General features: G+C 42.6%; 29 protein-coding genes and 1 other RNA gene. 4 read left to right on the forward strand and 26 right to left on the reverse strand.

Annotated features, from left to right (window positions below):
* Positions 1 to 374: 374 nt before the first annotated feature.
* From BXO88_RS02705 to BXO88_RS02710, 3 genes are all read right to left on the reverse strand, one after another.
* Positions 375 to 575 (reverse strand): hypothetical protein, encoded by a 201-nt coding sequence (locus tag BXO88_RS02705; RefSeq protein WP_078036240.1) that lies wholly within the window; start codon positions 573 to 575, stop codon positions 375 to 377.
* 136 nt (positions 576 to 711) lie between these two features.
* Complete coding sequence (locus tag BXO88_RS16425) at positions 712 to 885, reverse strand: hypothetical protein (protein ID WP_168171596.1); 174 nt, start codon at positions 883 to 885, stop codon at positions 712 to 714.
* A gap of 242 nt (positions 886 to 1,127) precedes the next feature.
* Positions 1,128 to 2,084, reverse strand: coding sequence for a transposase (locus BXO88_RS02710; protein WP_330395065.1), 957 nt, complete (start codon positions 2,082 to 2,084; stop codon positions 1,128 to 1,130).
* 2 nt (positions 2,085 to 2,086) lie between these two features.
* On the opposite strand from BXO88_RS02710, the gene BXO88_RS02715 reads away from it, so the two are divergent.
* A complete protein-coding gene (locus BXO88_RS02715; RefSeq protein ID WP_139355486.1) occupies positions 2,087 to 2,719 on the forward strand; it encodes a hypothetical protein in 633 nt (210 codons plus the stop codon).
* 35 nt (positions 2,720 to 2,754) lie between these two features.
* On the opposite strand, the gene BXO88_RS02720 is transcribed toward BXO88_RS02715, so the two are convergent.
* The 22 genes from BXO88_RS02720 to BXO88_RS17215 all read right to left on the reverse strand — a co-directional run bounded on the left by BXO88_RS02720 (position 2,755) and on the right by BXO88_RS17215 (position 22,333).
* Positions 2,755 to 4,953, reverse strand: coding sequence for an ATP-binding cassette domain-containing protein (locus BXO88_RS02720; RefSeq protein WP_078036243.1), 2,199 nt, complete (start codon positions 4,951 to 4,953; stop codon positions 2,755 to 2,757).
* A gap of 8 nt (positions 4,954 to 4,961) precedes the next feature.
* Complete coding sequence (locus BXO88_RS02725) at positions 4,962 to 7,190, reverse strand: NHLP family bacteriocin export ABC transporter peptidase/permease/ATPase subunit (RefSeq protein WP_078036244.1); 2,229 nt, start codon at positions 7,188 to 7,190, stop codon at positions 4,962 to 4,964.
* Between the two features lie 21 nt (positions 7,191 to 7,211).
* A complete protein-coding gene (locus BXO88_RS02730; protein ID WP_078036245.1) occupies positions 7,212 to 7,424 on the reverse strand; it encodes a hypothetical protein in 213 nt (70 codons plus the stop codon).
* A 304-nt stretch (positions 7,425 to 7,728) separates the two neighbouring features.
* Positions 7,729 to 9,048 carry an IS3 family transposase gene (locus BXO88_RS02735; RefSeq protein ID WP_078036246.1) on the reverse strand — a complete coding sequence of 440 codons (1,320 nt, stop codon included), beginning with the start codon at positions 9,046 to 9,048 and terminating at the stop codon, positions 7,729 to 7,731.
* A 35-nt stretch (positions 9,049 to 9,083) separates the two neighbouring features.
* The gene (locus BXO88_RS02740; protein ID WP_078036247.1) at positions 9,084 to 9,539 is read right to left on the reverse strand and encodes a hypothetical protein; all 456 of its coding nucleotides are present in this window, start codon (positions 9,537 to 9,539) and stop codon (positions 9,084 to 9,086) included.
* Entirely contained in the window at positions 9,502 to 11,475 is a 1,974-nt protein-coding gene (locus BXO88_RS02745) for an IS3 family transposase (protein ID WP_168171597.1), read from the reverse strand. Before BXO88_RS02745 ends, BXO88_RS02740 begins: the two co-directional genes overlap by 38 nt.
* 540 nt (positions 11,476 to 12,015) lie before the next feature.
* A complete protein-coding gene (guaA, locus tag BXO88_RS02750; RefSeq protein ID WP_078036249.1) occupies positions 12,016 to 13,557 on the reverse strand; it encodes a glutamine-hydrolyzing GMP synthase in 1,542 nt (513 codons plus the stop codon).
* A 322-nt stretch (positions 13,558 to 13,879) separates the two neighbouring features.
* On the reverse strand, positions 13,880 to 15,253 hold the full coding sequence (locus BXO88_RS02755; RefSeq protein ID WP_078036250.1) for an NCS2 family permease: 1,374 nt from the start codon (positions 15,251 to 15,253) through the stop codon (positions 13,880 to 13,882).
* A gap of 587 nt (positions 15,254 to 15,840) precedes the next feature.
* A complete protein-coding gene (locus BXO88_RS02760) occupies positions 15,841 to 17,199 on the reverse strand; it encodes a phage tail tip lysozyme (RefSeq protein ID WP_078036251.1) in 1,359 nt (452 codons plus the stop codon).
* Positions 17,200 to 17,315: 116 nt separating this feature from the next.
* Complete coding sequence (locus BXO88_RS02765; RefSeq protein WP_078036252.1) at positions 17,316 to 17,642, reverse strand: ribonuclease; 327 nt, start codon at positions 17,640 to 17,642, stop codon at positions 17,316 to 17,318.
* Positions 17,639 to 17,953 carry a hypothetical protein gene (locus tag BXO88_RS02770; RefSeq protein WP_078036253.1) on the reverse strand — a complete coding sequence of 105 codons (315 nt, stop codon included), beginning with the start codon at positions 17,951 to 17,953 and terminating at the stop codon, positions 17,639 to 17,641. The genes BXO88_RS02765 and BXO88_RS02770 overlap by 4 nt, the downstream gene beginning before the upstream one ends.
* Positions 17,934 to 18,221, reverse strand: coding sequence for a ParB N-terminal domain-containing protein (locus BXO88_RS02775; protein ID WP_139355487.1), 288 nt, complete (start codon positions 18,219 to 18,221; stop codon positions 17,934 to 17,936). The genes BXO88_RS02770 and BXO88_RS02775 overlap by 20 nt, the downstream gene beginning before the upstream one ends.
* 172 nt (positions 18,222 to 18,393) lie before the next feature.
* The gene (locus BXO88_RS02780; protein WP_078036255.1) at positions 18,394 to 18,651 is read right to left on the reverse strand and encodes a hypothetical protein; all 258 of its coding nucleotides are present in this window, start codon (positions 18,649 to 18,651) and stop codon (positions 18,394 to 18,396) included.
* 85 nt (positions 18,652 to 18,736) lie between these two features.
* Complete coding sequence (locus tag BXO88_RS02785; protein ID WP_078036256.1) at positions 18,737 to 19,021, reverse strand: hypothetical protein; 285 nt, start codon at positions 19,019 to 19,021, stop codon at positions 18,737 to 18,739.
* 2 nt (positions 19,022 to 19,023) lie between these two features.
* Positions 19,024 to 19,473: a helix-turn-helix transcriptional regulator gene (locus tag BXO88_RS02790; RefSeq protein WP_078036257.1), complete on the reverse strand. Its 450-nt coding sequence runs from the start codon at positions 19,471 to 19,473 to the stop codon at positions 19,024 to 19,026.
* Between the two features lie 23 nt (positions 19,474 to 19,496).
* The gene (locus BXO88_RS02795; protein WP_078036258.1) at positions 19,497 to 19,943 is read right to left on the reverse strand and encodes a hypothetical protein; all 447 of its coding nucleotides are present in this window, start codon (positions 19,941 to 19,943) and stop codon (positions 19,497 to 19,499) included.
* 151 nt (positions 19,944 to 20,094) lie between these two features.
* Positions 20,095 to 20,259 (reverse strand): hypothetical protein, encoded by a 165-nt coding sequence (locus BXO88_RS16430; protein ID WP_168171598.1) that lies wholly within the window; start codon positions 20,257 to 20,259, stop codon positions 20,095 to 20,097.
* A 156-nt stretch (positions 20,260 to 20,415) separates the two neighbouring features.
* The gene (locus tag BXO88_RS02800; protein ID WP_078036259.1) at positions 20,416 to 20,730 is read right to left on the reverse strand and encodes a hypothetical protein; all 315 of its coding nucleotides are present in this window, start codon (positions 20,728 to 20,730) and stop codon (positions 20,416 to 20,418) included.
* Between the two features lie 175 nt (positions 20,731 to 20,905).
* Complete coding sequence (locus BXO88_RS02805; protein ID WP_168171599.1) at positions 20,906 to 21,250, reverse strand: DUF5688 family protein; 345 nt, start codon at positions 21,248 to 21,250, stop codon at positions 20,906 to 20,908.
* A 4-nt stretch (positions 21,251 to 21,254) separates the two neighbouring features.
* Positions 21,255 to 21,548 (reverse strand): hypothetical protein, encoded by a 294-nt coding sequence (locus BXO88_RS02810; RefSeq protein ID WP_078036261.1) that lies wholly within the window; start codon positions 21,546 to 21,548, stop codon positions 21,255 to 21,257.
* A 20-nt stretch (positions 21,549 to 21,568) separates the two neighbouring features.
* Positions 21,569 to 21,799, reverse strand: a complete 231-nt coding sequence (locus BXO88_RS02815) for a hypothetical protein (protein WP_078036262.1) — start codon at positions 21,797 to 21,799, stop codon at positions 21,569 to 21,571.
* Positions 21,800 to 22,108: 309 nt separating this feature from the next.
* On the reverse strand, positions 22,109 to 22,333 hold the full coding sequence (locus tag BXO88_RS17215; RefSeq protein ID WP_078036263.1) for a helix-turn-helix transcriptional regulator: 225 nt from the start codon (positions 22,331 to 22,333) through the stop codon (positions 22,109 to 22,111).
* A 163-nt stretch (positions 22,334 to 22,496) separates the two neighbouring features.
* On the opposite strand from BXO88_RS17215, the gene BXO88_RS02825 reads away from it, so the two are divergent.
* The 3 genes from BXO88_RS02825 to BXO88_RS02835 all read left to right on the forward strand — a co-directional run bounded on the left by BXO88_RS02825 (position 22,497) and on the right by BXO88_RS02835 (position 25,010).
* Positions 22,497 to 23,126, forward strand: coding sequence for an XRE family transcriptional regulator (locus BXO88_RS02825; RefSeq protein WP_078036264.1), 630 nt, complete (start codon positions 22,497 to 22,499; stop codon positions 23,124 to 23,126).
* Between the two features lie 15 nt (positions 23,127 to 23,141).
* Entirely contained in the window at positions 23,142 to 23,888 is a 747-nt protein-coding gene (locus BXO88_RS16690) for a toxin regulator (RefSeq protein ID WP_206099954.1), read from the forward strand.
* 117 nt (positions 23,889 to 24,005) lie between these two features.
* Positions 24,006 to 25,010 (forward strand): site-specific integrase, encoded by a 1,005-nt coding sequence (locus BXO88_RS02835; protein ID WP_078036265.1) that lies wholly within the window; start codon positions 24,006 to 24,008, stop codon positions 25,008 to 25,010.
* A 180-nt stretch (positions 25,011 to 25,190) separates the two neighbouring features.
* Here the strand turns inward: BXO88_RS02835 and ssrA are convergent.
* Positions 25,191 to 25,536, reverse strand: a transfer-messenger RNA (tmRNA) gene (gene ssrA / locus BXO88_RS02840).
* Positions 25,537 to 25,684: the final 148 nt, after the last annotated feature.

Consider the following 25,684-nt stretch of genomic DNA (forward strand, 5'->3'; position numbering starts at 1 on the left):
TGCCGAACGGCACGTACGGTGGTGTGAGAGGGGGATTATATTCCCCCTACTCGATTTCAGATCAGACACAATTTACCGTTCGCGGAGTTTTTCATACCGAAAAGGGAGAAAATCGACCGTTCGCGGAGTAATTGTCGCGGCTTTGGAAACACTTCGCAAAAGACGCATTTTGTGAAATATATTATCGGTATACTTATGGACGACTCGTTTTATAGCTTTTTATCGATATATGCCCGCCTGCTGCCACCTGATCCAGTTTTTGCAATCAAAAAGCCGATAAGATTTGACTCCTACCGGCATTGATATTATAACAAGAATGGTCTTTACCTCTTCTTCGGATTTTGCCCCATAAATCTTATTTTGAAGCTTCTCCGTCAATGAAAATTCATTCCTTTCATTAAAAAATCATTCATGAATTGTTTAGTTACTCCACCAGACACCTGATCCAGTTCCGCATCATCAAGGATGACACCCGCTTCTTCTACATTCTGCTTTGTTTCACCGAGGATCTTCTTTACTTCGTCCTCAGACTTTGCATTCCCTATCTTGTTTTGCAGTTCATCAGTCAACTTCATAGTGCTACCTCCATGGTTTGCGGTTAACTATCACTCTATGATTATATACGAACGGAATCCGGAAAGGGCAACAATCCCGCAAAAAATTTTACGCAAAATTTGTTATATTCCGTCAAGATTTTTTGGGTTTGAAGAATTACCCGTGGATAAGCCTATTGATCTCTGATAAAGATCCCATTGTTCCACCGCCTGCTACCTGATCCATCTCTTCGTCCGTAAGCTCCATCCCGGCTTTTTCGATTATCTTCTTTGCTTCTTCCTTTTTCTCAGCCTTTTCTACATCCTCTTTAAGTTTTCCGATAAGTTTCATTAGCACTATCTCCTTGATTTCCGCGGGCATTGAGCCTCTTTCTTCAACCTGTTCTATTTATTTATACGATGAATCCGGAAAGAGGGCAACATGAAATTTAAAAGTTTTTTCAAAATGTCTTCTGTATCTTCTGTATCTTCATACTTAGCGGTTACTGCTATTTCAGAAATGCCAATATCATACATACCAATTTACCTCCGGAAAGAATTATACACCTTTCCCACAGGTAATTCCGCATACCCCTATATTTCATCATCGCCAATTAAGGTTTCATCGAAGATTTCACCGGTTTCCGGATCGAAGTTTACTCCGGGGATCAAGCCTATCATTGGATCGTATTCAAAGCTGTCAAAGCGAATATCCTCTTGTGCATCAGGCGTGGCGGGTATGCCTTTAACCTCTTCATAATGGAAAAGAGGTCCCCTGGACGCAATCGGCGGCCCGAGAAGCATCGTGTTCTGTTCAATTTTTTCAAGATTTGCGTGTCTGTAAAGTGTTCTCCCTCGAAGTATTTCAAAGGAGTTTCCACGTCCACGTACGTTGTTTTCCCGAATTATGCGGTTTGAACACTCTGTAAATCCATTCGTGATTGAAATCGGACAATCCCAGTAATTAAATATCTGCTCATAGAAATTATGAACGGTGTTGGCCAACTTGCGGAAGTCTTCATAAATCGCTTCTGCCGGGATGCTTTTCTCCCATTCAACAAAAGCCTGTTGTGCATCTGATTTAGAATTACGATGTTCATCATAGATATTGAAAAAATCTTCTTTCAGGTCATATGCAACGGCAAGCGGCCCGTACACTTCATCCCCTCGACAAGCCCTGATCTGAGACGCCTCTTCGTCTGTCAAATCCCTTAATCTTGTCCGTAATGTATACGCCATACCTTTTTTTGTTGTTATACGATCTTTCTTTGTAAGCTTGCTCTGTACTTCTATGCGCACCTTATCCATAGCTCTGTTGGCATACGCTACCACATGGAAGTGATCAACCACCCATCTTGCATTCGGAAGAGCGGTATTGATGCTTTTTTCAAAGGGACGGTACATATCTGTACATACCCACAGAACATCGTCCGCATTCGGCATATTAGAAAAGTATGCAGTAAGTGATGGCTGATTTCGGCCAAGCATCATATCATACAATGTGCGGTGTTCGAGATCCGTTACAACTATACTGGTTCGAAATGACGTGATATATGAAAACTGTTAACACTCAAAGGGCTCTTATGAATGAGCTCACAGATGAAAAAACTCTGGTTATTTACAGACGAAATGGCTGTCTGGGATGTATTTATGTCTCTAAGCTCCTTGATTTTATCGACACACCTGATGCAAGGATCATCGCCTGTGAATGTGATAATACAAAAGAAAAATATCCGGAATTCGGAATAAAAAGTACACCCCTATGGGCTGTCTTTGAACATGGTGAAAAACTTTCAGAGATGAATCCGGCATCTGACAGAGAGGCTCTGTTTAGATTCCTGAATGAAACTGCGAGAATTGAAATACTGAGGCTTTTTTTTGATATGCAGCTCGATCTCGGACGTGAATACGCTGACAGAATGCAGGATGTGTTCGCAGAACTTATTGTGCGTAAACAGAAAGAGGATGCAAATGCCATCATATCGGCCACAAGGCTCAAAGTCATGAAAGCATGCATGTCAAAAAGCTATCCTGAACGTGAGGAATGTATCGATCAGGTTCTTAATCGCATTCATGTTATACTCAAAGAAAGAATGTCTGAACCGGACGGTGACACAGAAGTCAGGAGAAAAGCGATTGAAGAACTTCCTCGGTTAAAAGAAGAATTATTAAATTATACAGTATGAGCAGCTATCTTCTGATAGCTGCTCTGTTTTTAGTATCAACATTCTTCAGTCTTCTTCAAAACCTGCTGGCGTTTAACCAACTCTGCAAATGCCCCATCCTTTTCCATAAGCTCTTCATAGGTTCCGTCTTCTACGATTTTCCCACCATCCAGAACTATAATCCTGTCACAATGTTTAACGGTTGAAAGTCTGTGAGCTATGACTATCCTGGTGCATTTCAGATTGTCGAGAGACTCTGCTATCTGCTTCTGGGTTATGTTGTCAAGGGCACTGGTAGCCTCATCAAACATAAGTATCTTTGGCTTTGTGGCAACAGCCCGTGCTATCATAAGTCTCTGGCGCTGTCCTCCCGAGATACCGCCCATTCCATCCGTAATGAGTGTAGACATTCCCATGGGCATAGCACGGATATCATCGGCTATATGCACCATCTCTGCCGCCTCCCAGGCATCCTCCATGGTAAGCTTTGAATCCGAAACAGCAATATTGGAAAAAATGTCTCCGTAGAAAAGCTGACTGTTCTGAAGCACAGTACCTATCTTTGAACGGACAGACTTAAGGTCCAGACTTTCAAGGTCTCTCCCGTCGTAATAAACAGCGCCCTTTAAAGGCTTCTCGAATCCAAGCAAAAGTCTGAAGAGTGTACTCTTCCCGCATCCGGTTTTTCCTGTTATCGCCACATATTGTCCCGGTCGTATCTTCAAGCTGAGATCATCTATGATCATAGGCATATCATCATTGTAGCGGAAGGAAACATGGTTTAGCTCGATGGCTCCGTTCAGCTTATCCACAACCTGTTTTTCTTCAGCCACTTCCGGAAGGGTTTCGGTTATAGGCCGCACCATCTCAAGACATGGAAACACCTTAGCCATAGGCTCTATAATCATCTGCAAAGTTGCGTAAGCTCCAGTCAAAAAACCGAAGGCAGCATTAAACGCATAGAACTCACCTATGGTTACACCTGATTTTATTGCACAATAATAAATGATGATCAATCCTATGATGGGAAATGCCTCAGCTATCACCCTGCTTACTTTCACAAAAAGCGGCGGAGAGTAAAGCAGTTCAGCCTGTTCTGCATAACTTCTTCCCCATTTTGCAAATGCTCTTTTCTCGGCACCTGAAAGTTTTATTTTTTCAATGCCGGCTACAATTCCCACAGCCAGACCGCTTTCCTTTGCTTCGAGATCCATCTGAATAAGATTTATTTTTGCTTTTTCCCGGATAGCCATGATATCAACCAGCAGTACCAGAACCGTCACAACAAGACCGGGCCAAGCAAGAGCCGGAGAAAAAGAAAATATCTGAACTATATAAATAAAGGAAAACATAAATGTAACAAAGCCTGCCAGCCCGATTTCCACCAGCTGCTCAACCAGTATCGTCATATATTGCACACGTCTTGACAGATCTCCGGAAGAATACCCCCTGAAAAAAGATGTCGGGAGCGATAATACACGCATCATGGTTGCAGCTTCTATCTGAAGGTTCAGACTCATAGACAGATTTTTCAGATAAAATTCCTGCACTATCCCGAACAGAACCTTTCCCAGAGAAGCAGAAATCATGAATGCAAAAATGGCAAGAAGCCCCGAATACTGCCCCGAGGGTTCCACATCGGAAAAAAGACTACTTGCCAGATAAGGCAGTAAAGCCCCCACCAGAGTGGCTATCAATGCAAATACAAGATATCCAGCCAGTGATTTCCTGCTTACATTCTCAAAAATATAATCATATAACTCCCTTACCCCCATTATTACATTGGGGAAGGGCTTATAAAATACTATAGCTTCCTCCGAAAAAATAGCCTCATTTTTCCGGGTTATCCGCATCATGGATCCTGATACAGGATCGGTATAGTGATATCCTGTTACACTCTTAGGTATGAGAGCAACAGGTTCTCCTCTCTCCTTTAATGTCGTAAGCATTGCCCCATGGGCGCCTTTTATCCAACCCTTTTGCAGCTTTACATCTCTTGCAATGATTCCTGACGGGCGCAAAAGATACTCCATTACTTCTTCGAAGGTGTTCAGACTATCGGGAACCTCACGTTTCTTCACATGATAGTACTTAAGGATGGCTTCCACTGCATCCTCTGCCCGACCTCTTTCCTCATTAAGGGCACCGGAAAGCTTTTTTCCAATGACAGAACCTGCTATACGAAGACAAGAATCTTCAAATGCATCCTGATCATATTTTTTTCTTTGATTTATTTGTTCTTCAAACAGGCTCATTTGCTACCTCAATCGCTGGATACAAGATTTGTGTATAATCCATTTTTCGCCATAAGCTCTTCATGAGTTCCTCTTTCCACAACTTTTCCGTGATCAATGACAAGAATCTCATCGCAATCACGAATAGTAGATAAACGATGGGCTATCACTATACTGCTGATGCCTCTGTCCCGTATTGAACGGACAACCTCATGTTCTGTCTGAGCATCAAGGGTATTGGTGGCTTCATCAAGTATGATGAGAGTCGGATCCTGAGCAAGAACTCTTGCAATCTCCATCCTCTGTTTCTGCCCACCCGAAAAATCACAGCCTCCTTCAGACATCTGATACTGATAACCGCTTTTTCGCTGCATGATGTCATCATGAATCCTTGCATCTCTTGCAGCCATAATGATGTCAAAATCTTCTATGGAGCGGTCCCACATCCGTATGTTATTGGAAATTGTATCCTCAAACATAATGATATATTGATTAACAACCGCAACGGATCCGGCAAACACATCCCTGTCTATTTCATTTATTCTTTTACCATCAAAAAGGATATCTCCACTCCATGGCTGATACAGTCCTGATATCAGTTTTCCTATAGTACTTTTCCCGCAGCCCGAGGCTCCCACGAAAGCAATGCTTTTTCCGGGATAAAGCTCCAGGTTAAGATTTTCTATGGTAGGAGGCGAAAGTTTAGAATATCCGAAGGTGACATCACGGATACTGAGCTTTCCGGACAGTTTTTGTACTGATTTTCTGCTTTCGGCATCCATTGTGGATTTCACAGACTCCGTAACCTTGACGGGTTCTTTGTTTGTAAAGAACGGATCCAGGGGATAGCTCATCACGTCATCAATACGTTCCATCTCGGTACGCATTTCCTGCAGTTGCTGTCCTGCCATAACAAAAGACTGTGCGGGAGCAAAGAACTGTGTCAAAAGACCTGCAAAAGCGAGTACCATACCCGGAGTAAACTGACCTTTCATGACCATATAGGCGCCCATTACAAGTATGATGTCATTAACCAGCGAAATGATAAGCTCCGGCATTTTCAGGAGATAAATATCAAGCTTGTTGTAACCGGTTTTTTGTGAATTGACTCCTGCCTGATATCCTGCCCATCTTTTAAAATATCCGTTTTCTGCTCCGGCAGCTTTTAAAGTTTCTATGATCCTTATTCCCGCTATGGTTGATGAATACATCTTTGAAGAATCCCTCATCATCACACGGGTGATATTGATCCTCTTGTTACTGCTCCACCAGACCACAGCCATATTGATCATCACTGAAACGATCCCAATGACAGTCATGATAACTGAATGCTTAAGCATTACCACAAGATAAAACAGTAGCATAAAGGAATTGATCACAAATGGAGCCAGCAGATATATCAGACGATTTGCGATATTGGCACTTTGAGTCCTTCTTTGTTCAATGTCTCCTACCATACGCTGGGAAAAGAAGCTCATGGGAAGTCTCAAAACATGCCAGAAATACCGGGTATTTTCTGCAGCTGCAAATTTCCCGATGACTCTATAGGAGTAGATAGCCTGTACCCATCCCGCAGTGATTTCGATGATGGCAAATACCGTTAAAGCTGTGATGAAAGGTCCCACCAGATCAGGATTTTCACCTCCCAGCATATGATCCATAAAAAACCTGGAAAAACCTGTCATGATAAGCTTCACCAGAGAAATTATGGCTGTCATGGAGGCAACAAGTATTAAAGCAGGACCTGTTCCTTTCAGATGTTTAGCTGAAAATTCCATGATACTTTTCTTCTTTCCCGAAGGAGAAAAGTTTTCACCCGGAGAACAGATTATGGTAACACCTGTATACTCTTTATCCATTTCCTCTGCCGACACAACGATATCACCTTTTGCAGGGTCGTTGATATATACCTTATTATCACGAACTCCTCTAAGAACCACAAAATGATTAAATCCCCAATGAATGATACAGGGGAATGTGCCGTCGGTTTTTAGCTTATCAGGCTCAAATAAGTACCCCTTGGCCTCAAGTCCGTAGGCTCTCATGGTTCGTGCAAGGTTACCTGCTTTTACGCCGTCACGTGATACTCCGCAATCAACTCTCAGCTGTTCCAGCGGAATCCATTTATCATAATAGGCAAGGATCATGGCAACACAGGCTGCACCACATTCCAGGGATTCCATCTGCATGATAACAGGAACCCTTGCAACTTTTCCTTTGACAGGCTGCCTGATTTTTTTCTTAATGTCTTTTCCCATACTTTTGTCCCTTTAGAATCTTCAATGCAACAGATACTGTATCGGAGCAACATACTGTACTCCTTCCGAAGTATTAACAGCGATGGTTCCCAAAAAGCTCCAAATCAGGGTTCCGATAAGAATGATAAGTATCGCAATAAGAATCAGCCATACGGAAGGTGAAGAAATCTTTATGTAGTCATCTATATCATCGGGATTTGAAATACGATCGAGACTTTTTTTACGAAAAAGCATGTTATCCTCCATGTTGTCAAAATTATCTACTTATACAATATTATAATGATTTTGTTTGCGTTTTACACTTCGGAAATGATGATAGATTGACAAAAAGAAAACCTGCAGCAAGATACAGAATGACCCCTATCATTATAAGTACAACAAAAAGATCAGAGAGCCTCTGATCTAAAAAACTGTACCGTCAGAGGGTGAGGTGAACTCGCATTAGCGATAGGCCAGGCCCTTACTGCCACGATACAGCTGATTACATTATACAGTTGTAGATCGTTTTAAATAATTGGATTCTGAAAAATATATAGTTTTAGAACAGTTCGTTCATCAGGAACACATAGCTGAGTTCAGTATATTTCCTCCATGCAAGCGGCTCCCTTAATTCAGATAGTTTCTCTTCTGTAAGAGTTTTTATAAACTCAAGTGCCCTTTTTGCTTTTTCAAGGGCATCCTGCATTTTTGTGATCTGTATTGAGGCGGTTGTTTCCTTGTCCTTCCACTTATCTATCACAGCCTTAAGAACTCGCTGATCCCTTATTATCACCTTCTTCGGATCAACAAGACGTTTCCCTTCTCGTTTCTTCCTTGAAGCCTCTCTGCGGACCGCAGCTTCCTCATCTGCATATCTGCGTCTGATGCTTTTTAGATCACCACCAGTCATCATTACCGATGCCGGAACTCCAAAATAATTATCAAGAGGATATACTCCGGTTGTGGCATACTGGTAGAATTCCTCCGGAGTAAGACCGGCGAGATCATACTGATAATGTTCAGAATTATATGCATTAAGGTATCCGTTAACAAGCTTCCTTGCAGAAGAGAAGTCTCTGCACATAGCGACCATATCAAGGATTGCCGTCTTAAGTCTTCCAAAAAAACTCTCCATTGGAGCATTATCCTGGGAGTTCCCTCTGGCAGATACCGACTGTACAAATCCGTCATTATGTAACAGCTCTGTGAATGATGAAGCGAGATACTGACTTCCCTGGTCATGATGTACGTATACCTCATTGGCCTTCATTACTTCATCAAGCTCAGTTCCGTGACTCTTCATCATATACCGGTAAGCTTCTTCCACGAGCTGCAGCGACATATATCTCCCAATACTCCATCCAAGGTTTTCCCTGGTATATGCATCTCTGAACACACAAAGATAAAAGGGAGATCTGTATTCACCATAGTACAGATAGGTTATATCAGAAAGTATGACCCTTCTCGGTCCAATAAAGAAGTTCTGGTTAACTGCATTTGGTGGAGCTGCGCATACATGGTTATGTGAGGCCTGATGCTTATAGGCATCCTTATGGGGCATCTGTGCCTGAACGTTCATTTCTGCCATGAGTGAAGCTATCTTCTTAGTGTTTACGATCTTGTCAAATCTCCTAAATAGTTCCACCCGGAAAGTTCTCTTGCCGGGAACCACACCATTCCTTGCGATGATGATCCTTCTCATGAGTTCCTTGATAGCATCACGTTCAGACCTTTTCTCAGCCTGTTTTCCAAAAACATCTTCCCTGCGCCCCTTCCATGCATAATACCCGGAATCAGATACTCCAAACATTCGCAGACACTGGGATGTGTTGTAACCACTTTTGCTTACCTTTTGCTTATTTATAAATGAATCCACCATAACAAATCTGTCTGCACAGATTTCCTTTTCTTCGATCAGGTAAAGTACTCCTCCAATTCGGATCGGATTTTTTTTTGAGCCAAAAGCATCTCTTCAAGATAATGATTGCGTGCTATGAGATATGCACGTTCCTCTTCGGGAGTCAGGTTTCCCATCTGTTCCCGAGACACCGAGCCATCATAATTAGTCTCATCTATAGTGAAAAGTTTATTGTCCCTTGCCTTCTGCATGACACGTTTGCCTGCAGCGTTGGCACGGTCAACTCCTAGGATGTTTGTATCAAAGCCCAGAGCATTGTAAGCCTGTACATAAGTCATCCCTTCTTCTTTGATTTTCTTGTACAATGCAATATCAAAGTCCCTGGAATAGAAGAGTCTGTCCTCTTTAAAACCTGTGACAAACTCATTGTCAAGGAATGGGATTATCTTATCATCCGGTCTGTCAGTCCCGTCCTCATACTTGTACTTCTTCGAATGATCCACCAGCTTCATTATTCAGTCCCCCAATGCTTTTCTCTGTGAATTCCTTATAGCTCTTTGCTGCATTATGAGCTTTTTCTGCAGATTTTACCTTCATATCCGCAAAACGTTTTTCTTCTCTTGCCAGATAATCAGAAAAGTCTGCTTCACTCATCCCCTCAAGGAATCTTTCATACTCTGTGGGTGTCATTCTTCCCCTGTCCCACATGCCTCTCTCATTATTATAATAAAAGCTGTAGTCATCAATACATTTCTGCAATTCTTTAAGAGTTTTGCATTTTTCATAGTGACACTCATCCTTAAAGTGTCCAAAAAATGACTCCTGGACTGCATTATCCCAGCAGTTTTCACGCCTTGACATTGACTGTGTGAGTTCCTTTTCAACTACGGCAGTCTGAAAGTCATCAGTCATGTAAAGTATACCTTGATCACTGTGAAGGATTGCTCCGCTTTTGGCCGCATGGGAATCCATTGCCTCCAGTGTATCGAGTGCAAGCTGAAGATCATTATTCTCACTGACTATAAAGCATATGAGTCTGCCGGTAACAGGATCCACGGAAGCAGATCCATAAGCACGTTTTTCATCCCCATAATCGAGATATGTAACATCAGTAAGCCTTACTTCATTAGGTCTGTGAAGTTTAAATCTCCGCATCAGAAGATTAGCTTTCCTGTTACGTTCCATGAGTTCCCTCAATGCTTTCCTGTTCCTGCTTGGTCTACGGATATCTGTTCTGATGCCGTACTTGTTCATAAGTCTGCGTATTCTATATATGCTGAATGAATGCTCTGTTATCTTTGGCATAAGCATGTAAACCTGCATTATCCCTTTTTCAAATCCTTTATAGTTTAGAACATGTCTTATCACAGATATATCTATTTCATCCTGATCACGCTTTCTTATACCCTGCATGCCATAGTTCTTATTATTAAGAAGAGCATAGTAACGACTTTTTGAAAGCCCTATTAATGTGATTATCCTCTTGCATGTAAAATATCCATATGGATCTCGCGGAAGTTCATCAATCCATCTGCATATCTTTCTCTGTATCATTATCGGAGCAGCCTTAAAAGTATCGGCAACTTTTGAAAAATCATTCATCACAGCATTGTGCATTGCTGCAATCCGTCTGTTTTGTATCTTCAAAATCTCTTCACACACAGAAAAGTTAATCGAATCAGATGGTTTCCATTCCTTTATTTTTAAATGTATTCTGATCAGACTTTCCTCGCTTACCAGATTTGGTTCTATACCATAGATTTCGAGAAGTTTAGTAACTTTGTAAGGAAGCATATATACCTCATTATAAAAAGCATCGGTCATATATAGTATTCCGTGGTCAACCGTTTTTACATAGGGATTTCTCACTAGAACGGAGGGAGTTGTGAATCTTGGTATTGATTTCCTATCAACGGCTTCAGAAGCACTATACTCCTTAGCCAGCTCACTATTGAACTGATGTATCAACCGACGTAGTCTGATATATCCAACGTCTAATGGATTAACTCCCAATTGTTTCATCCTTGTCTCGATTGAAACATTCGGATATGTTTTTTTCAATTCCTGCTGAAATTCCGTATCTATCTCTAAGCCCCAACGCCTTATGCTCCTATGGAATCTTCCCGAAAGAATAAGAGGATTACTTTCATTGTAATTGACATCATTTTCAAATTCTTTCCTGTTCTTATGTCTAGGGTATCCACAGTTAAGAAACTTTTCGTTTATATTTTTGCTGAGCCATAAAGTGACATCATTAACCAGAATATTTTCCTCAGCAAGTACCATGGTTATAGTTTCTGGGCAAGGGGCCTCTTTCCATCTCTCAAAAAGCCGGATAGTGAACGATAACTTAAATTCAATGTTTCGACTATCGACTGTTTTGACCACAGGGTTTTGCTCTAACTTTTTTACGTTATTATCATGATACTTAAAACTTGATTCATCCAATTTGACATCCTCCTGATTGACAATAAAAAACACCCAGACGATGGGTATTTCAACTGTCATGTTGAAGTCCATCATCTGGGTATCAGTTTAATCCTTATATATATATTTGGGGTGATAAAAGTCGTATTACTAAAGCAAGGTAAAAATTTTTTGATAAAAATTGAATTAAAATAAAGATATAAAACAGAAATGGACATTATTCTTTGATAAATCCGATTCCATTTTATTTTAAAAAATAGAATCATTTTAGAATCATGCACAAAAAAAGGCCCGAAGTTGTGTGATTTAACACAACTTCAAGCCTTGAAATTACTATATTTGTGAGACAACCTCCAAGCCTGTGGTAGTGTCCCCGGGCAACCTCTTTTACCCTCAGAACCGTCTTTCGGTCCCAACCTATTTTTACCTGGATTTAGTTACCTAAGATTCATACAACGCCCGCTACTGCAAAGAAAAAGACCCTATAACCTGATGAAGGTTATAAGGTCTATTTTAGTTGGGTCTATTTAGGTTAGACGGTATTGCCCGGGGACAGGTAGGTCACTCGAGCTCTATCGTTCCAGGCGGTTTACTCGTAAGATCATAGAATACGCGGTTTACGCCCTTAACTTCATTTACTATTCGGTTCATGCACTTCTCGAGAACCTCAAAAGGAATGTTTGTGACTTCAGCAGTCATGAAATCATCTGTTTCTACTGCACGAAGAACCACTGCATAGTCATAGGTTCTGAAATCGCCCATAACACCTACGGAACGAACATTTGTAAGTGCTGCGAAGTACTGGCTGATCTGTCTGTCGAGACCTGCATTGGCGATTTCCTCGCGGTAGATAGCATCAGCTTCCTGAACTATACGTACCTTCTCAGGAGTAACTTCGCCGATGATTCTTACTCCGAGACCCGGACCCGGGAATGGCTGGCGATAGACCAGATACTCAGGAAGTCCCAGCTGAAGACCTACACGTCTTACCTCATCCTTAAAGAGAAGTCTCAGAGGCTCGATAATGTCTTTGAATTCTACCTTCTCAGGAAGACCGCCAACATTATGATGTGACTTGATCACTGCGCTCTTTCCGAGACCAGACTCAACAACATCAGGATAGATGGTTCCCTGACAGAGGAAATCAACGGCACCTATCTTCTTGGCTTCGCGCTCGAATACTCTGATGAACTGCTCGCCGATTATCTTACGCTTCTGTTCAGGCTCTTCTACACCCTGAAGCTTCTCGAAATACTCAGGACCTGCATTTACACGAATGAAATTAAGGTCATACTGTCCTTTCTCACCGAAGATAGCTTCGACCTCATCACCCTCATCCTTACGAAGAAGGCCATGATCTACAAATACACATGTAAGTTGCTTTCCTATAGCCTTTGACATAAGGGAAGCGGCAACAGAGGAATCAACGCCACCACTGAGAGCAAGGAGAACCTTGCCGTCTCCTACTGTCTTATGGATCTCTTCGATCTTGTCCTGTACAAATGTCTCCATCTTCCAGCTGCCTTCACATTTGCAGACATCATACAGGAAGTTATGGAACAGTTTACTACCCTCTACAGAATGCTGTACCTCAGGATGGAACTGGACTGCGTAAATCTTACGCTCAGAATCTTCCATGCCTGCTACCGGACAGTTTGCAGTATGTGCGATGATCTCAAATCCCTTAGGTGTCTCTGCGATGTAATCTGTGTGAGACATCCACATGATAGTGCTATCGGATGTTCCTGCAAGAACTGAATCCTGTCTGTCAATGATTACATCAGTGCGACCATACTCGGATACAGGTGCAGTCTTTACAACTCCGCCAAGCTCATATGCGATAAGCTGTGCACCGTAGCAGATACCAAGGATCGGTATACCCATCTCGAAGATAGCCGGGTCGATGTGCTGGGACTCCTCTTTATATACAGACTGAGGTCCGCCTGTAAAGATGATACCCTTTGGATTCAATTCCTTAATCTTATCTAAACCAATAGATGAAGCATACACCTCGGCATATACGCCAAGGTCACGTACGCGTCTTGCAATCAACTGGTTGTACTGACCGCCAAAGTCAAGTACTACAACAAGTTCTTTTGCCATGATTCCTCCAAACCTTAAAAGCCTTTAGATACTGTAATTCAATGTATAAAAAATCCACAAATAAATCAATATGCATTTGCCATAATATTTTCAATGTTTAAACTAAAAAAGCTGTGATATGCACTCCATTTTAATTTATTCTGCAATTTCTATAGAATATATCGGGGCCTTTGGCTTATAAGTACGGTATTCCAAAATCAATATTTTCTTAAACTGATATCCATGTTTTTTTCATGTAAATGCAGTATCAGACATAAATCAGGCATAAAAATAGAATAAGCCCTGAGAAGGATCTCAGAGCTTATTCCTATCTTATATTTTATTACTGGAAGTTTGTAACCAGAGTTACGATTCTCAGGCAGAAAAGAACGAATACTACCCACATGATAGGGCTTACGTCCTTTGCCTTCTTCTCGAATACCTTTACGATAACCCATGCAAGAATAGCAAACATGATACCTGTAGCGATTGAGTATGAAAGAGGCATCATAAGCATTGCAAGATAAGCACCTACAGTATCGGCGATATCACCGTCGAAAGTGATCTTCTTTGCTGAAGAAACCATGAGCATACCAACATAAAGAAGTGCCGGAGCTGTAGCGAATCCCGGGATTGCAAGGAAGATAGGTGAAAGAAGAATTGAAACAAGGAACATGCATCCTGTTGTGAATGCTGTAAGTCCTGTCTTTCCGCCTGCAGCAACACCTGCAGAAGACTCTACGAATGAAGTGATAGTTGATGTTCCGAGACAAGCACCTGCAACTGTTCCGACTGCATCTGCCATAAGAACGTTACCTACGCGAGGAAGCTTGCCATCCTCATCAAGAAGTCCTGCCTTATCGGCAACACCTACTACTGTACCTACAGTATCGAAAAGATCTACATAAAGGAATGAAAAAACAATAGCAATGAACTGAACGATATGTGAAGCAACCCAGCCGAAATTGAACTTAAAAGCTGTGTTTGCGATACCGCTGAGCTGTAAGCCCTGTGAGAAGTCAGGGATAAGGCTGTAAACACCTGCATCGATGTCAACCTTGTACCATCCTGTCATCTCTGCACAGATTCCAAGGAGCCATGTCGCAAGTATACCGATGAGAACTGAACCCTTGATATTATAATGAGTAAGAACGATTATAAGGAGGAAACCGATAAGAGCAAGTGCTACTTCAGGCTTTGCGAAGCTTCCGAGACCGATAGTTACACCGCTGTCGCTAGGTGTCAATGTTACGATGCTTGCACCCTGAAGACCGATATAAGCAACAAAAAGACCGATACCTGCTGAAATACCATTCTTGAGGTTCTGAGGGATACCGTTGATCATCTGCTCTCTCGCCTTGAAGAATGAAAGAATGATGAAGATAAGACCTTCCGCAAGAACTGCAGTAAGTGCGATGGTAAATGCATTCTCAACATCCGCAAGCTCACCGAGACAAACAGTGTATGCAAAATATGCGTTAAGTCCGAGACCTGCTGAAAGAGCGATCGGGTAGTTTGCGAAAAATGCCATGATGAATGTAGCAAATGCTGATGCAATAGCTGTAGCTACAAATACACCGCTTCTGTCCATGACTGAACCCAGGATGTTAGGGTTTACTGCAAGAATGTAAGCCATGGTCAGGAATGTTGTGATACCTGCAATGACTTCGGTCTTTACATTAGTACCGTGTTCTTTGAGTTTGAAAAACTGTTCCATAAAAATATAGCCTCCTTGTTTTGAAAACGTCATCTCGGTGGATTTTTCTTTGAGTGACGTCACATGTATGACTTCTCAAAAATCATACATGGTCTTTCAGAGATGATGATATGCATTGGTAGTTTGGCAAATAAAACAATACATATTCTCTTTTGAAAAGCATGGATAATTTTAACACATTAAATTTTAGAAGTCTTATTAAATAGGTTGACTTCTTACAACTTTGTTATTTTTTTATAAAATGAAATGTTTAGAAAGATAATCTTAGGTTATTTTTATTATTCTTGGATTTTAATAAAAAAAGACGTTAATCTACGGAGGTAAACCCTCTTTGAGATCAACGTCTTTTATAGTAGCTATGGACCAGACGGGAGTCGAACCTGTCTCGTTTTTCGTTTCTATATAGTGTTTATGCGGTTCTCCTCCCTTGGTGGGCAATCCGCTGGGCAATTTTCAATTTGCTTTCGGAATTATAGCAAATGCTATCTTCTTTTGCAGTAAAAAATAAGGTAGCGCCGAAGCGCCCCCATCATTATCGAGTGAAAATCGAGTGAAAATCGAGTGGAACTCGAAAAAGCTCGATCAAATCACTCCACATACCATACCGACTGTACTCCGGATCCGTCGGACTTCCAGCATGCGCCTTGAAGGTTATTGTCTTCCGACTCCTGAAGATAGTACTTCTTTCCGTCGATAGTCTGCCAGCCTTTCAGCATGTAACCTTTCTCGTCGAAATAGTACCAGTGGTGATTGATAACCTTCCATGTCTTCTTGAGGTATGTGTTTGCAGTATCCGCATACCACCATCCTTTATCGTCCTTGTGCCAGCCTACTGTGTACTTGCCTGCTGCCGGTTCAGTGTTTGTGCTTGTATCGTTTGTGTTTCCGGTTTCTTTTCCGGTCGTTCCGTCCCCATTTGTAAGAGCTACTACTGTGTGCCCCTTGGTCTTTGTTACCAGGATATCGCCGCGGAGCAGTCCGTACGGAAGACTTACTGATACCTCTTCAAAGGCTCCTGTTGCTAGGAGCGCATCTGCTTCGGTTGCGGTGTAGAAGTCTTTCACTTTAATTCCGGCATAGAGCACGCATACTCTCATGAGTCTTGCGCAGTCTGCTTCACATGGAGTTGTTACGAGGGAACAGTTAAACCCTAAAGGTGCCACCACGTTGTAAAGAGTCTGATTCTGTCCCTGATTATACCCTATATAATCATTAGCGCAGGCCCATTCCATGTTTTGGGCTATAGCCTCGCGGACTGCTGCATCCTTTGCCCTTATGACTCTCCATCCTTTTTTATGGGTGTAGTATTCCTGGATGCTCACTTCATTCCCTGTCTGATCTCCGGCTTTTCCTCCGGATGCATTGCCGTTTTCGTCAATTCTTGCTGATCCGATAATCACCATCTTTGCACCTCCGTACAATTTATAAAACTCCTCACTGTATCCTCTCCTAAGTTCCTTGTAGCTTTCGGCATTGGCCGGAGCTTCGAACTTAAGCAGAACAGCGTCGGACGCTGCGTTTATATCGTTAGTTCCCGTGAGAACCTGGTAGACATTTTTAAAACTTGTCTGTAGTTCATAGAGCAGATACTCGCACTGAGCCTGAAGGTCTCCGATTGAGACACCTTTTGATTTGATGTATTCATAGAGTCCCGTCTTTCTTCCTGTGGCTGTCCATTGAGCGAGGCCGTAGCCGTAGTGCTTGCCCATAGGACTTATGAATTCACTCTTGCTGATAGAACCGTCATCGACAGCATTGGTATAGGTGCTGTCCGTGTATATGATGCCTTGTTCGCTGTACCTCTTCCTGCAGAGCCTTTCCAGCACTTTTGAACCCACTCCGCTCTCTGCGTAAAGATTTCCCATTAATCCGGCTGTGCCTTCTTTTGTAAGTCCTGCCGCCGTAAAGAAATCCCACACATATCTTCTTTCATACGAATCAGTCATATTCAGCTCCTTTTTTATACTCAAAAGCCCCATGTCCACACGGACACAGGGCTATCACACAAGATTTATAGTTCATCCTATAACGCCAGGACTGCGAGATAAAGGATCACCTCCTTTCACTTGCTGTATTTAGTACGTTCCCAGATGTTTCTCAGCTTTTCCCATCCGCCTGTCGCTATCATGTATACGAAAAAGCCGGCGATTACTGCCGCAACTACGTAGTACCAAAGGATTAAAATCTTAAAATAATTGCACCCGGCAAGCGTCGCCACTATCGTGACAAGCTCTGCGATCACGAGAGCGATGAGCTCTGTAGGGACATCCTTCAGTCCCGGCATCTCTTTGATGCTCTGCACAATGACGCTTGTGACGAACGCAAGCACGCCCACCACGATAAGGGCCGTGGTTAAATACTCCATTACATTCTGGATGACTTCATTCATGATTCATTACCTCCTATGAAAGTGCTCTGCCTGTTATACCTGCGGTAGGCGTCTTTTACTGTAGACTCTGCCATCACCGCTTTTGAGTTCACAAACAATGGATGAAGTTTGCAGTAGTTGTCGTAGCTTGTAACGTCATCCATTGCGTTGCTTATCATTTCCCCGTCGTAATCTGCGCCGTGAGATATCTCGTAACTGGCTCTAAGTATGCGCCGGCGTGCGTCCAGTGCGTCGCTCAGCTCTCTTCTGTTCTTCTCATCTTCTTTCAGGGTGTCGAATTTTGTGTCGAGCTCACTTATCTTTGTTTGCATTTTCGACAGCTCTGTTTTGATCTCCGGAACGCCTATGATCCGGCTCATCCATCGGCCAAGCGCGGTCCATGGATTTATCTTTATCGGACTCACCTCTATCAAGGATGTGATTATGATTAACGCAACTAAGATTCTGCATGACTCCGTTCTTTTTTATGGAGTCCGCAAGTTCTTCTACATTACCTATGCCTTTTCTTGGGTTCTGAGGATGTCGGTGCAGGACGTCCACGCTGAGCATCACGCTCTCTCCGGTGCATTTTCCTTTCATTTGGTTTACCCTTTCTTTCTTTTATCTTTTCTTCCGCCCTCTGCCGGTGCATGCACTGGTGTATGCGTATGCTGGTCTCCGTCCTATCTCTGCAACCTTTTTCTGAGCTTCGGTAGGTACGCATTTCTCAAGACGCCATCTTTTATTCCTGTACGCTTGAATATATTTAGGGTCATATTCGGTGATGATCATTTTTTCTTTCCTCCCTCATGTAATCGAACATGGAGATCTGACCTGACGTCTGTTTTTTCCTGTACACTCTGGGAGTGTATTTATGTCCGGTTCCCAGTGCGTCTTCCGGAGTAAATTCGAATAGCTTGCAGTTGTTGGATGCCACCACCTGCTTTTCTGTCATTTCTTTCCTTTTCTGCTGGCAGAAACATGTATCTCCGCAGATCATGAATGCACAATATCTGCAGTATTGCCTCATTTTATCGACCTCCACATGAACCATACGACCAGGATCCAAACAAATACCGGCATCAGAGCAATGACCTCCATAGTGTTACCTTCTTCTATCTCATGCTCTGCATCCTGTGCAGACTTTCCTGCGCTATGTCATCCATGCTCCAGTTGTGAGCGGTGCAATACTCTGCAAAATACCAGAACATATCTCCCATTCTGTTCCTTTTGATCTGTTCCTGGTTTTCGTTCGTTCCCTGCTGCTCTCGAAGACATAAAGCATTTAGCTTTCCGAGTTCCGTGGCCATGCCATGAAGCGCATGGTCTTCCATAGCATTATTGAAAAAATACCGATCTATAGATTTTCCCGCTTCCACCTGATATTCGTTTAACCTCATAATTACCCAGCTTTCCTTATCTCGCCGATGTAATATCGGACAATGTATCTTTCTATGCCCATGTCCCTGGCAATGTCTTTCTCATCCATTCCTCTCGCGTACATCTGCTCTAGCATGTCTCTCTGACTTGGCTTCAGGATCTTTTTGACCTTATCCATGGTCATGACCATAGCCTTCGCATCGATCTTGGCTTCCTCAGTGAGCTCGTCTTTCTTCTCGGATACAAATGTCTCTAAATCCATATTGTGATGTGCGAACTCCAAGATCTCCTGCATGCACTTCTCGCAATAATCCCTCTCACAGTCATCCATCAGAGCCTTTTTGATTCCTTCCGAGATCTTCTGGTCTACCCTCTTCTCGTCTGCCCTCTCAACGTAGTCCGCTGTTAGCTTCATGGGATATCCCTTTATCTCAGCTCCGCAACGGTCGCAAATGATAACTATTTTTTTCATCCTTCCGTCCCCTCGTATAAGTCTCAGGCTTCAAGACTTCCTTCTGATATTTTCTTTACACTCACAACGATGTTTATTTTGCTTTTCTTTTTGATCGTTATCTTTTTTGTTCCGGATGTGATTACCTGACTCTCTATCTCTCCTGCTGCAATCAGGTCGATAGCCTTTTCGCAAAAGTCCAGAACCTTCTCCGAGAAATGCGTTTTTATTTGCTCATTCAGAGTCTCAAGATTCTTTTTTGATTCTTCAGCCGATTTTTGCATCCACTGCCACTCTCGTGCGGAAGGGCAATCGCATACCATCACTGCATCGTCATTCATCTGAGCGTCCGTCTCCGGCAGCTCGTTGTACTGTAGTGCATGTACCTGCCCGCAGAATCGGCACTCTACATACCTTGTGATCATTCCTGCGACGGTTCGCTTTACATCAGCCGGAACGACATCATCCTCTTTGGTTTTTACTAGTTCCATGGGTTTTACCTCTCTTAGATTTGGTTTCCTCCGGACTGGTCCTCCGGAGGCACCGATGAACAAATAGATATGCGGCACGTATCAGTATCTATCACCGCAAGCTTCCCGTTTTGGATGGGATTCCGTGATTTATTGTGATCTCTTTCGAGTATCAGCCTTTATTTGGTACGAGCTTATTGATATCGTCTATGATCTTGTCCATCTGAGGGATAAGATCTTCTACCTCTCCCTCGATGGGCTGTGGTACCTGGCCACAGAACAGTACAAGCTCAGACCGTATCTGCACGGCTTTTTCAATCTGCTGTTTTTTATTCATATTTTTCCTTTACCGCTCTGCTCATGCACCCCCTCGACCCATATGTATTCATTTGAGGAGGATGAAAAAAATATGTACTGCTGCATTCACGTACTATGTCAGACTTTTTTAGGGAGACCGAGCCGAGGAGATGCATGAGCGGAACGGATCTAATTATCAGGAGCGCATCCAGTTGAGTATTTTTACGCCCACCGTCAATGAGATGAGCCCGAATATCATTACAGCGGACAATGTATTGAGACTCTCGGTCGGTACGCTGTCAGCACATGCGGCACCGATTACCATCATCAATGCTCCGCCTGCTGCGAGTATTCCACCTATGATGTCTCCTGTCCCCTTTATCACCCTGTCGAGCTTATGATCCAAAGCGTCCAGATTTCTGTATATGTTCCTTTTGGCCATCCTTTTGATGGTCCTTAGCTCCCGTTCTGTGATATCCAGTGTCATATCCTGCCTCTTTCCTTTGTTCATACCGTTGACCCGCCGTATCGATCCCGAATTGAAGGAGATTCTTATTTTTTAACCTTATTGTTTAGGGACTCATGTCCCGAGTTGCAGTGGGTAAACTTTATTTATGACGTTAGCATCGTATTACGTCGCCCTTAGGAGATTGATCCGGTAGGTCAACGGTATGCCGTAATTTGACTCAACTTTCTAGTGCCTCAAGCTTTTTTAATGCAGCATCATATCTGTATGCATGATCCGAAAGGATTTCGCTCTGCTCCATACAGCTTTTATTTACGTCCCTGATATGCTCCCCGATCGGGACATCGTCATTTATCTCGCTTTCTCTCAGGACAATCACCTCATGTATGCTTGACGGGATGATGATGAGATTGTCTTTAAGTCTCTCGGCCATCTCTTCCAGAAATCCCGGATAAGCGATCACTGCTGCACCGTTGTTGTACATTGCGTTTGTCAAAATGAACATGTGAGCGTCCGCGGTATCCATTCCGAATTCTGAAGCAGCGATACCCATCTGACTTGCCATGAATTCAAGCATTGTCTCGACATGGGGGGGGATAGCCGACTATAGTGTTATTCAGCGCATCTTCCATGATCTGTTTCTCACTCACATCCATCTTTTCGCATATATTTTTCTTAATGTACCCGATCATCTTTACTTCTTCGCTGTTATCGTCCCTCTCGGCTTTTATCTGGATCACCGGAAGTAATGCCATATCACACAGCTCTGTGTGTATCGTATTGTCCAGCTTCTCGCCCTGTGATGCCTTACTTCTCAGCACCACTTTAAGATGTGGTTTCAGTTCTTTATATGCTTCATTCATATATCCCTCTCCTTTCCGTATCACCTCATCACTTCCAGCACTTCCGCGTCCGTATAATGCAGACGCTTAAACAGATCTCTAAGCTCCACAAAGTCAAAATTCATTTTGTTGACTCTGCTCCGGAAATTACGTTCCTCGTATCCGAGATATCGTCCTACTGCTGATATGCTTGTTAAATCCATGTTGACGCCATGGCTCAGTATCGACCTCCGGAGCTTATCCGGAACTTCAGTTGAATTAATCTTGCTCATGGTTTCCTCCTTCTATAGCAGCGCACATACGGCAATTCCTAATGCAGTAATTGATATGACCAGCGGAATAATCCATTTGATTTTTTCGTTGGTCGTTTTAATGTCAATCTCCAACTGCTCAACTTTGTATGATTTGACGTGAGTAACATTATTTATTTTTTGTTTAAGGTACCCATTCAGTCTCTCCAGCTCTGTTATCTTTTTTCCAGCTTTTCTATCTTCTTTTCCAGCTTTTTATAATCTTTCCTCGTGAGTATCATTTTCTTTGCCTTTCAACAGTTCATGCGTTCCTTCACTTTATAATCCCATTTATTGGGATACCTTGGGTATAAAAATAAAATCCATCGGTATTCCCGACAGTCTGCTTATCTCTTGCAGTTGTGTCGCACTAGGCTCAGTATTTCCTGCTTCCCAGCTACCAATAGTATTGAGAGTTACTGAGAGTAAGTCTGCCCATTCTCGCTGGCTCTTATCTGCATTTACTCGACAGGCTTTCAGTGAGATTCTTACTTTTGGATATAATTCTGATAACACTTATGTGCTCCTTTCTTAAAAATCCTTAAATTTGGGATTCCGTTGTAATCAACTATAATCCCACCATTTGGGATTGTCAAGAATAAATCCCATTTTATTGGTTATTTGTTGTATTTTTCTGTTAAAAGTATTATGATATGGGATATAAAGGAGAATAAATCCCATGTCAGACAATGAAGTAAAACAGATTTTTGCATCTAATTTGCGCAGGCTTTTAGCCACCTACAACCTTTCTCAGAAGGATGCCTCTCACACTCTTGGCATCGCTTCGCAGACATTTAATAACTGGTGCAAGGGCAATTCAATCCCATCTATAGATACGATAGATAAATTGGCTGAATTTTTTCATTGTACCCGCGCCGATCTGATCGAAAGCCCAGGATCATCTTCAATCAGAATGAGTGTCAGTATTCCAGTGTTAGGAAGAGTCGCTGCAGGAATACCTATTGATGCCATCAGTGAGATTATCGATCGTGAAGAAATCCCTTCGGAACTCGCTAAGACCGGTGAGTTTTTTGGTCTCCGGATTAAGGGCGATTCCATGGAACCTCGTATATATAACGGTGACACTGTCATAGTTCGCCGGCAGGATGATGCCGAATCAGATCAGATTGTTATTGCCTTGATAAACGGCAATGATGGAGTATGTAAGAGGCTCAAGAAGCTAGATAAAGGGCTTATGCTTATATCGCTCAACACCAAATATGATCCCATGATCTTTACTTCCCCGGAAATTGATACTATCCCTGTTAAAATCCTGGGGCGTGTTGTCGAGGTCAGAGGAAAATTATAATAAATGGAGGCTAATATGAAAAAACCATTTTATCTACTTTTCGCATTACTCTTGGTCGCTTGTTCCTCAGAATCATCTACCTCGGAAACCGAACCTCAAAAATATGCGTGGTTTAAGGAATCTAATGGGGAATGGGTAAGCAAAGCATATGAAGAACCAGAAACTCGTTCCTTGGAAGAAGAGATTGAGTTTCTAAAGGAGAAAAACGCTTCACTTAACAGTGAATTGCGAGAAAAAGATTCTGAGATAGAATCTCTCGAAGCCGTTTCTGAAGCATATCATGAATTCTATAAAGAGATGGAGCCCTACAGAGAACTTGCAGACGCCGAGATTGAAGCCCGCAAGATTGAGGCGGAATCTATTGTTGCAGAATCAAAAAAGGCGGAGGAAGAATCCATTGCCGCTGAGAAAGCTGCTGCCGAAGCAAAAGAAAAATTAGGATATGATACAGGCATTACTTATGAGCAGCTGGCAAGAAACCCCGAAGATTATAGAGGTGAAAAAATTAAGTTCACCGGAACAGTTCTGCAGGTAATTGAGTCTAGCAGTGAAATACAGCTCAGGTTAGCAACTTCCAAGGGCTATGATGACGTAATTTACTGCAAGTATTCTCCCGATATTGTTTCATCGCGAATTTTGGAGGATGACCGTATCACTGTTTATGGTAAATCATCAGGAACCGTATCATATCAATCAACGCTAGGCGGTAAAATTACCATTCCAGGTATGCATGTTGATAAAATCGATCTAAAAAACAAATAAAAAAGAGCTCCCTGATTTTGGCGAATCAGAAAGCCCTAAAAGGAGCATTGCTATAATGTCCCCCCCCCGAACAAGGCCATTATACCATGATGCTCCGCCACAAAAAAGGAGATTATCATGGCTACTATCGAAAAAACCGGACCGTCAACATGGCGGATATCCAAATACTACCAAGGTCGCCGCTATCGTTTAAGTGTCAGCAGGAAGCCGACTAAGAGCGAAGCTGAGCGGCTGATCTGGTCAATCATTGAAAAGGAACCTGAACAGGGCGCATATCAGAGCTTTGAGACTGCTGCCAGGAAGTACATGGATTCAAAATCTTCTGTTCTGTCCCCTTCCACCATCAACGCTTACGGCTCTATATTAAAGAACATGCCCCAAAAGCTCAAAAACAAGCCTGTAATGTCTGTTACGCGTGAAGACATACAAATATCCATCAATGATTATTCCAAGTCACACAGCGCTAAATCTGTGCGTAATCTGAGCGGATTTATCAGCACTGTTATGAAGTCTGTCAGACCGTCATTTTCTACCGCGGTCACTCTCCCACAAAAAGATAAAACTGATTTTTATGTGCCTGAGGATGAGGATGTAAAAAGAATCCTGGAATATGCCAAGGGTTCCCGCTACGAAATCCCTCTATGGCTTGCGACTTTCGGACTTCGCCGAGGCGAGATCTGCGCACTGCTCACATCCGATCTGTCAGAAGATAACATTTTGACGGTAAATAAATCAAAAGTGCTCAACGCCGACAGAACATGGACAATCAAGCAGACTAAGACAGTGGAATCCAACAGAAAGATAAAGATAGCCGACTATGTAGCCGAGCTGATCAGGAAGCTTCCGGAGGGTGAGGTGTATTCGCATTCCCCCGGACAGATAAACGAATATCTGCAGGCTGCTCAGAAGAAGTTAGGCATCGAGAAGTTCTCCCTCCACAAGCTCCGCCATTTTTTCGCAGCTACAGCCAGAGAGCTCATGGGCGATGCTTACGTTGAAAAGATGGGCGGATGGAAGCCTGGCTCTGAGATCATGAAAAAAGTATATGACTACACCAAAGAGAAACAAGCCAAAGAGGCTCAGGAAGCCTTCGCCCAGAAGATGGGCAAGATGATATCCTGATGGTAAAAATAATAATCGCCCGGTGGATTTTCCACCGGGCTTTTACTGGGCAATTTACTGGGCAATTTTTGGACAAAATATTGTTTTTTGACGGTATTTTATATTCCGCAAACAGCAATAAAAAAGACGCATAACCCTAGTAAAATCAACGTTCTACACGGCTTTGCGTCATTCTTGAAAATATGGACCAGACGGGAGTCGAACCCGTGTCCGAAAACAAATTCCCTCTCCTTCTACTATCATAGTACACTTCCGAGATTCCCCACCGTGTAGAAGATGTGCACGTCTTTACACGACCGGTATCCTCTTATACGCCCATCAGGTAGAGGAGTTCCTGAAGTCGTTTCTCACATGATCGAGGCCAGATTCTCAAAGTGTGAGTGCAATGAGGCTGACCACACAGCGATTAGGCTGCGTATGCTAATTCTGTTTTGTTAGCGTTTATATTTAAGTTTGAAGTTTAACGCGACTGTCTTTCGGATAGCTTCTAAAGCTGCATCGTCCCCGTCGAAACCGGTACTAGCCCTTATATCCACACATAATAGCTGATTTGATCACATTTGTAAATAAACCGCTGGTTTAAAAGTCCCTTTTTTTCTTATTTATACTTCTGATGTATATATAAAAGCGATATATTTAGCGGATAGATAAATTAATTTGCCCTAAATATACCT

The organism is Oribacterium sp. C9 (assembly GCF_002007235.1).
GTDB lineage: Bacteria > Bacillota > Clostridia > Lachnospirales > Lachnospiraceae > Oribacterium.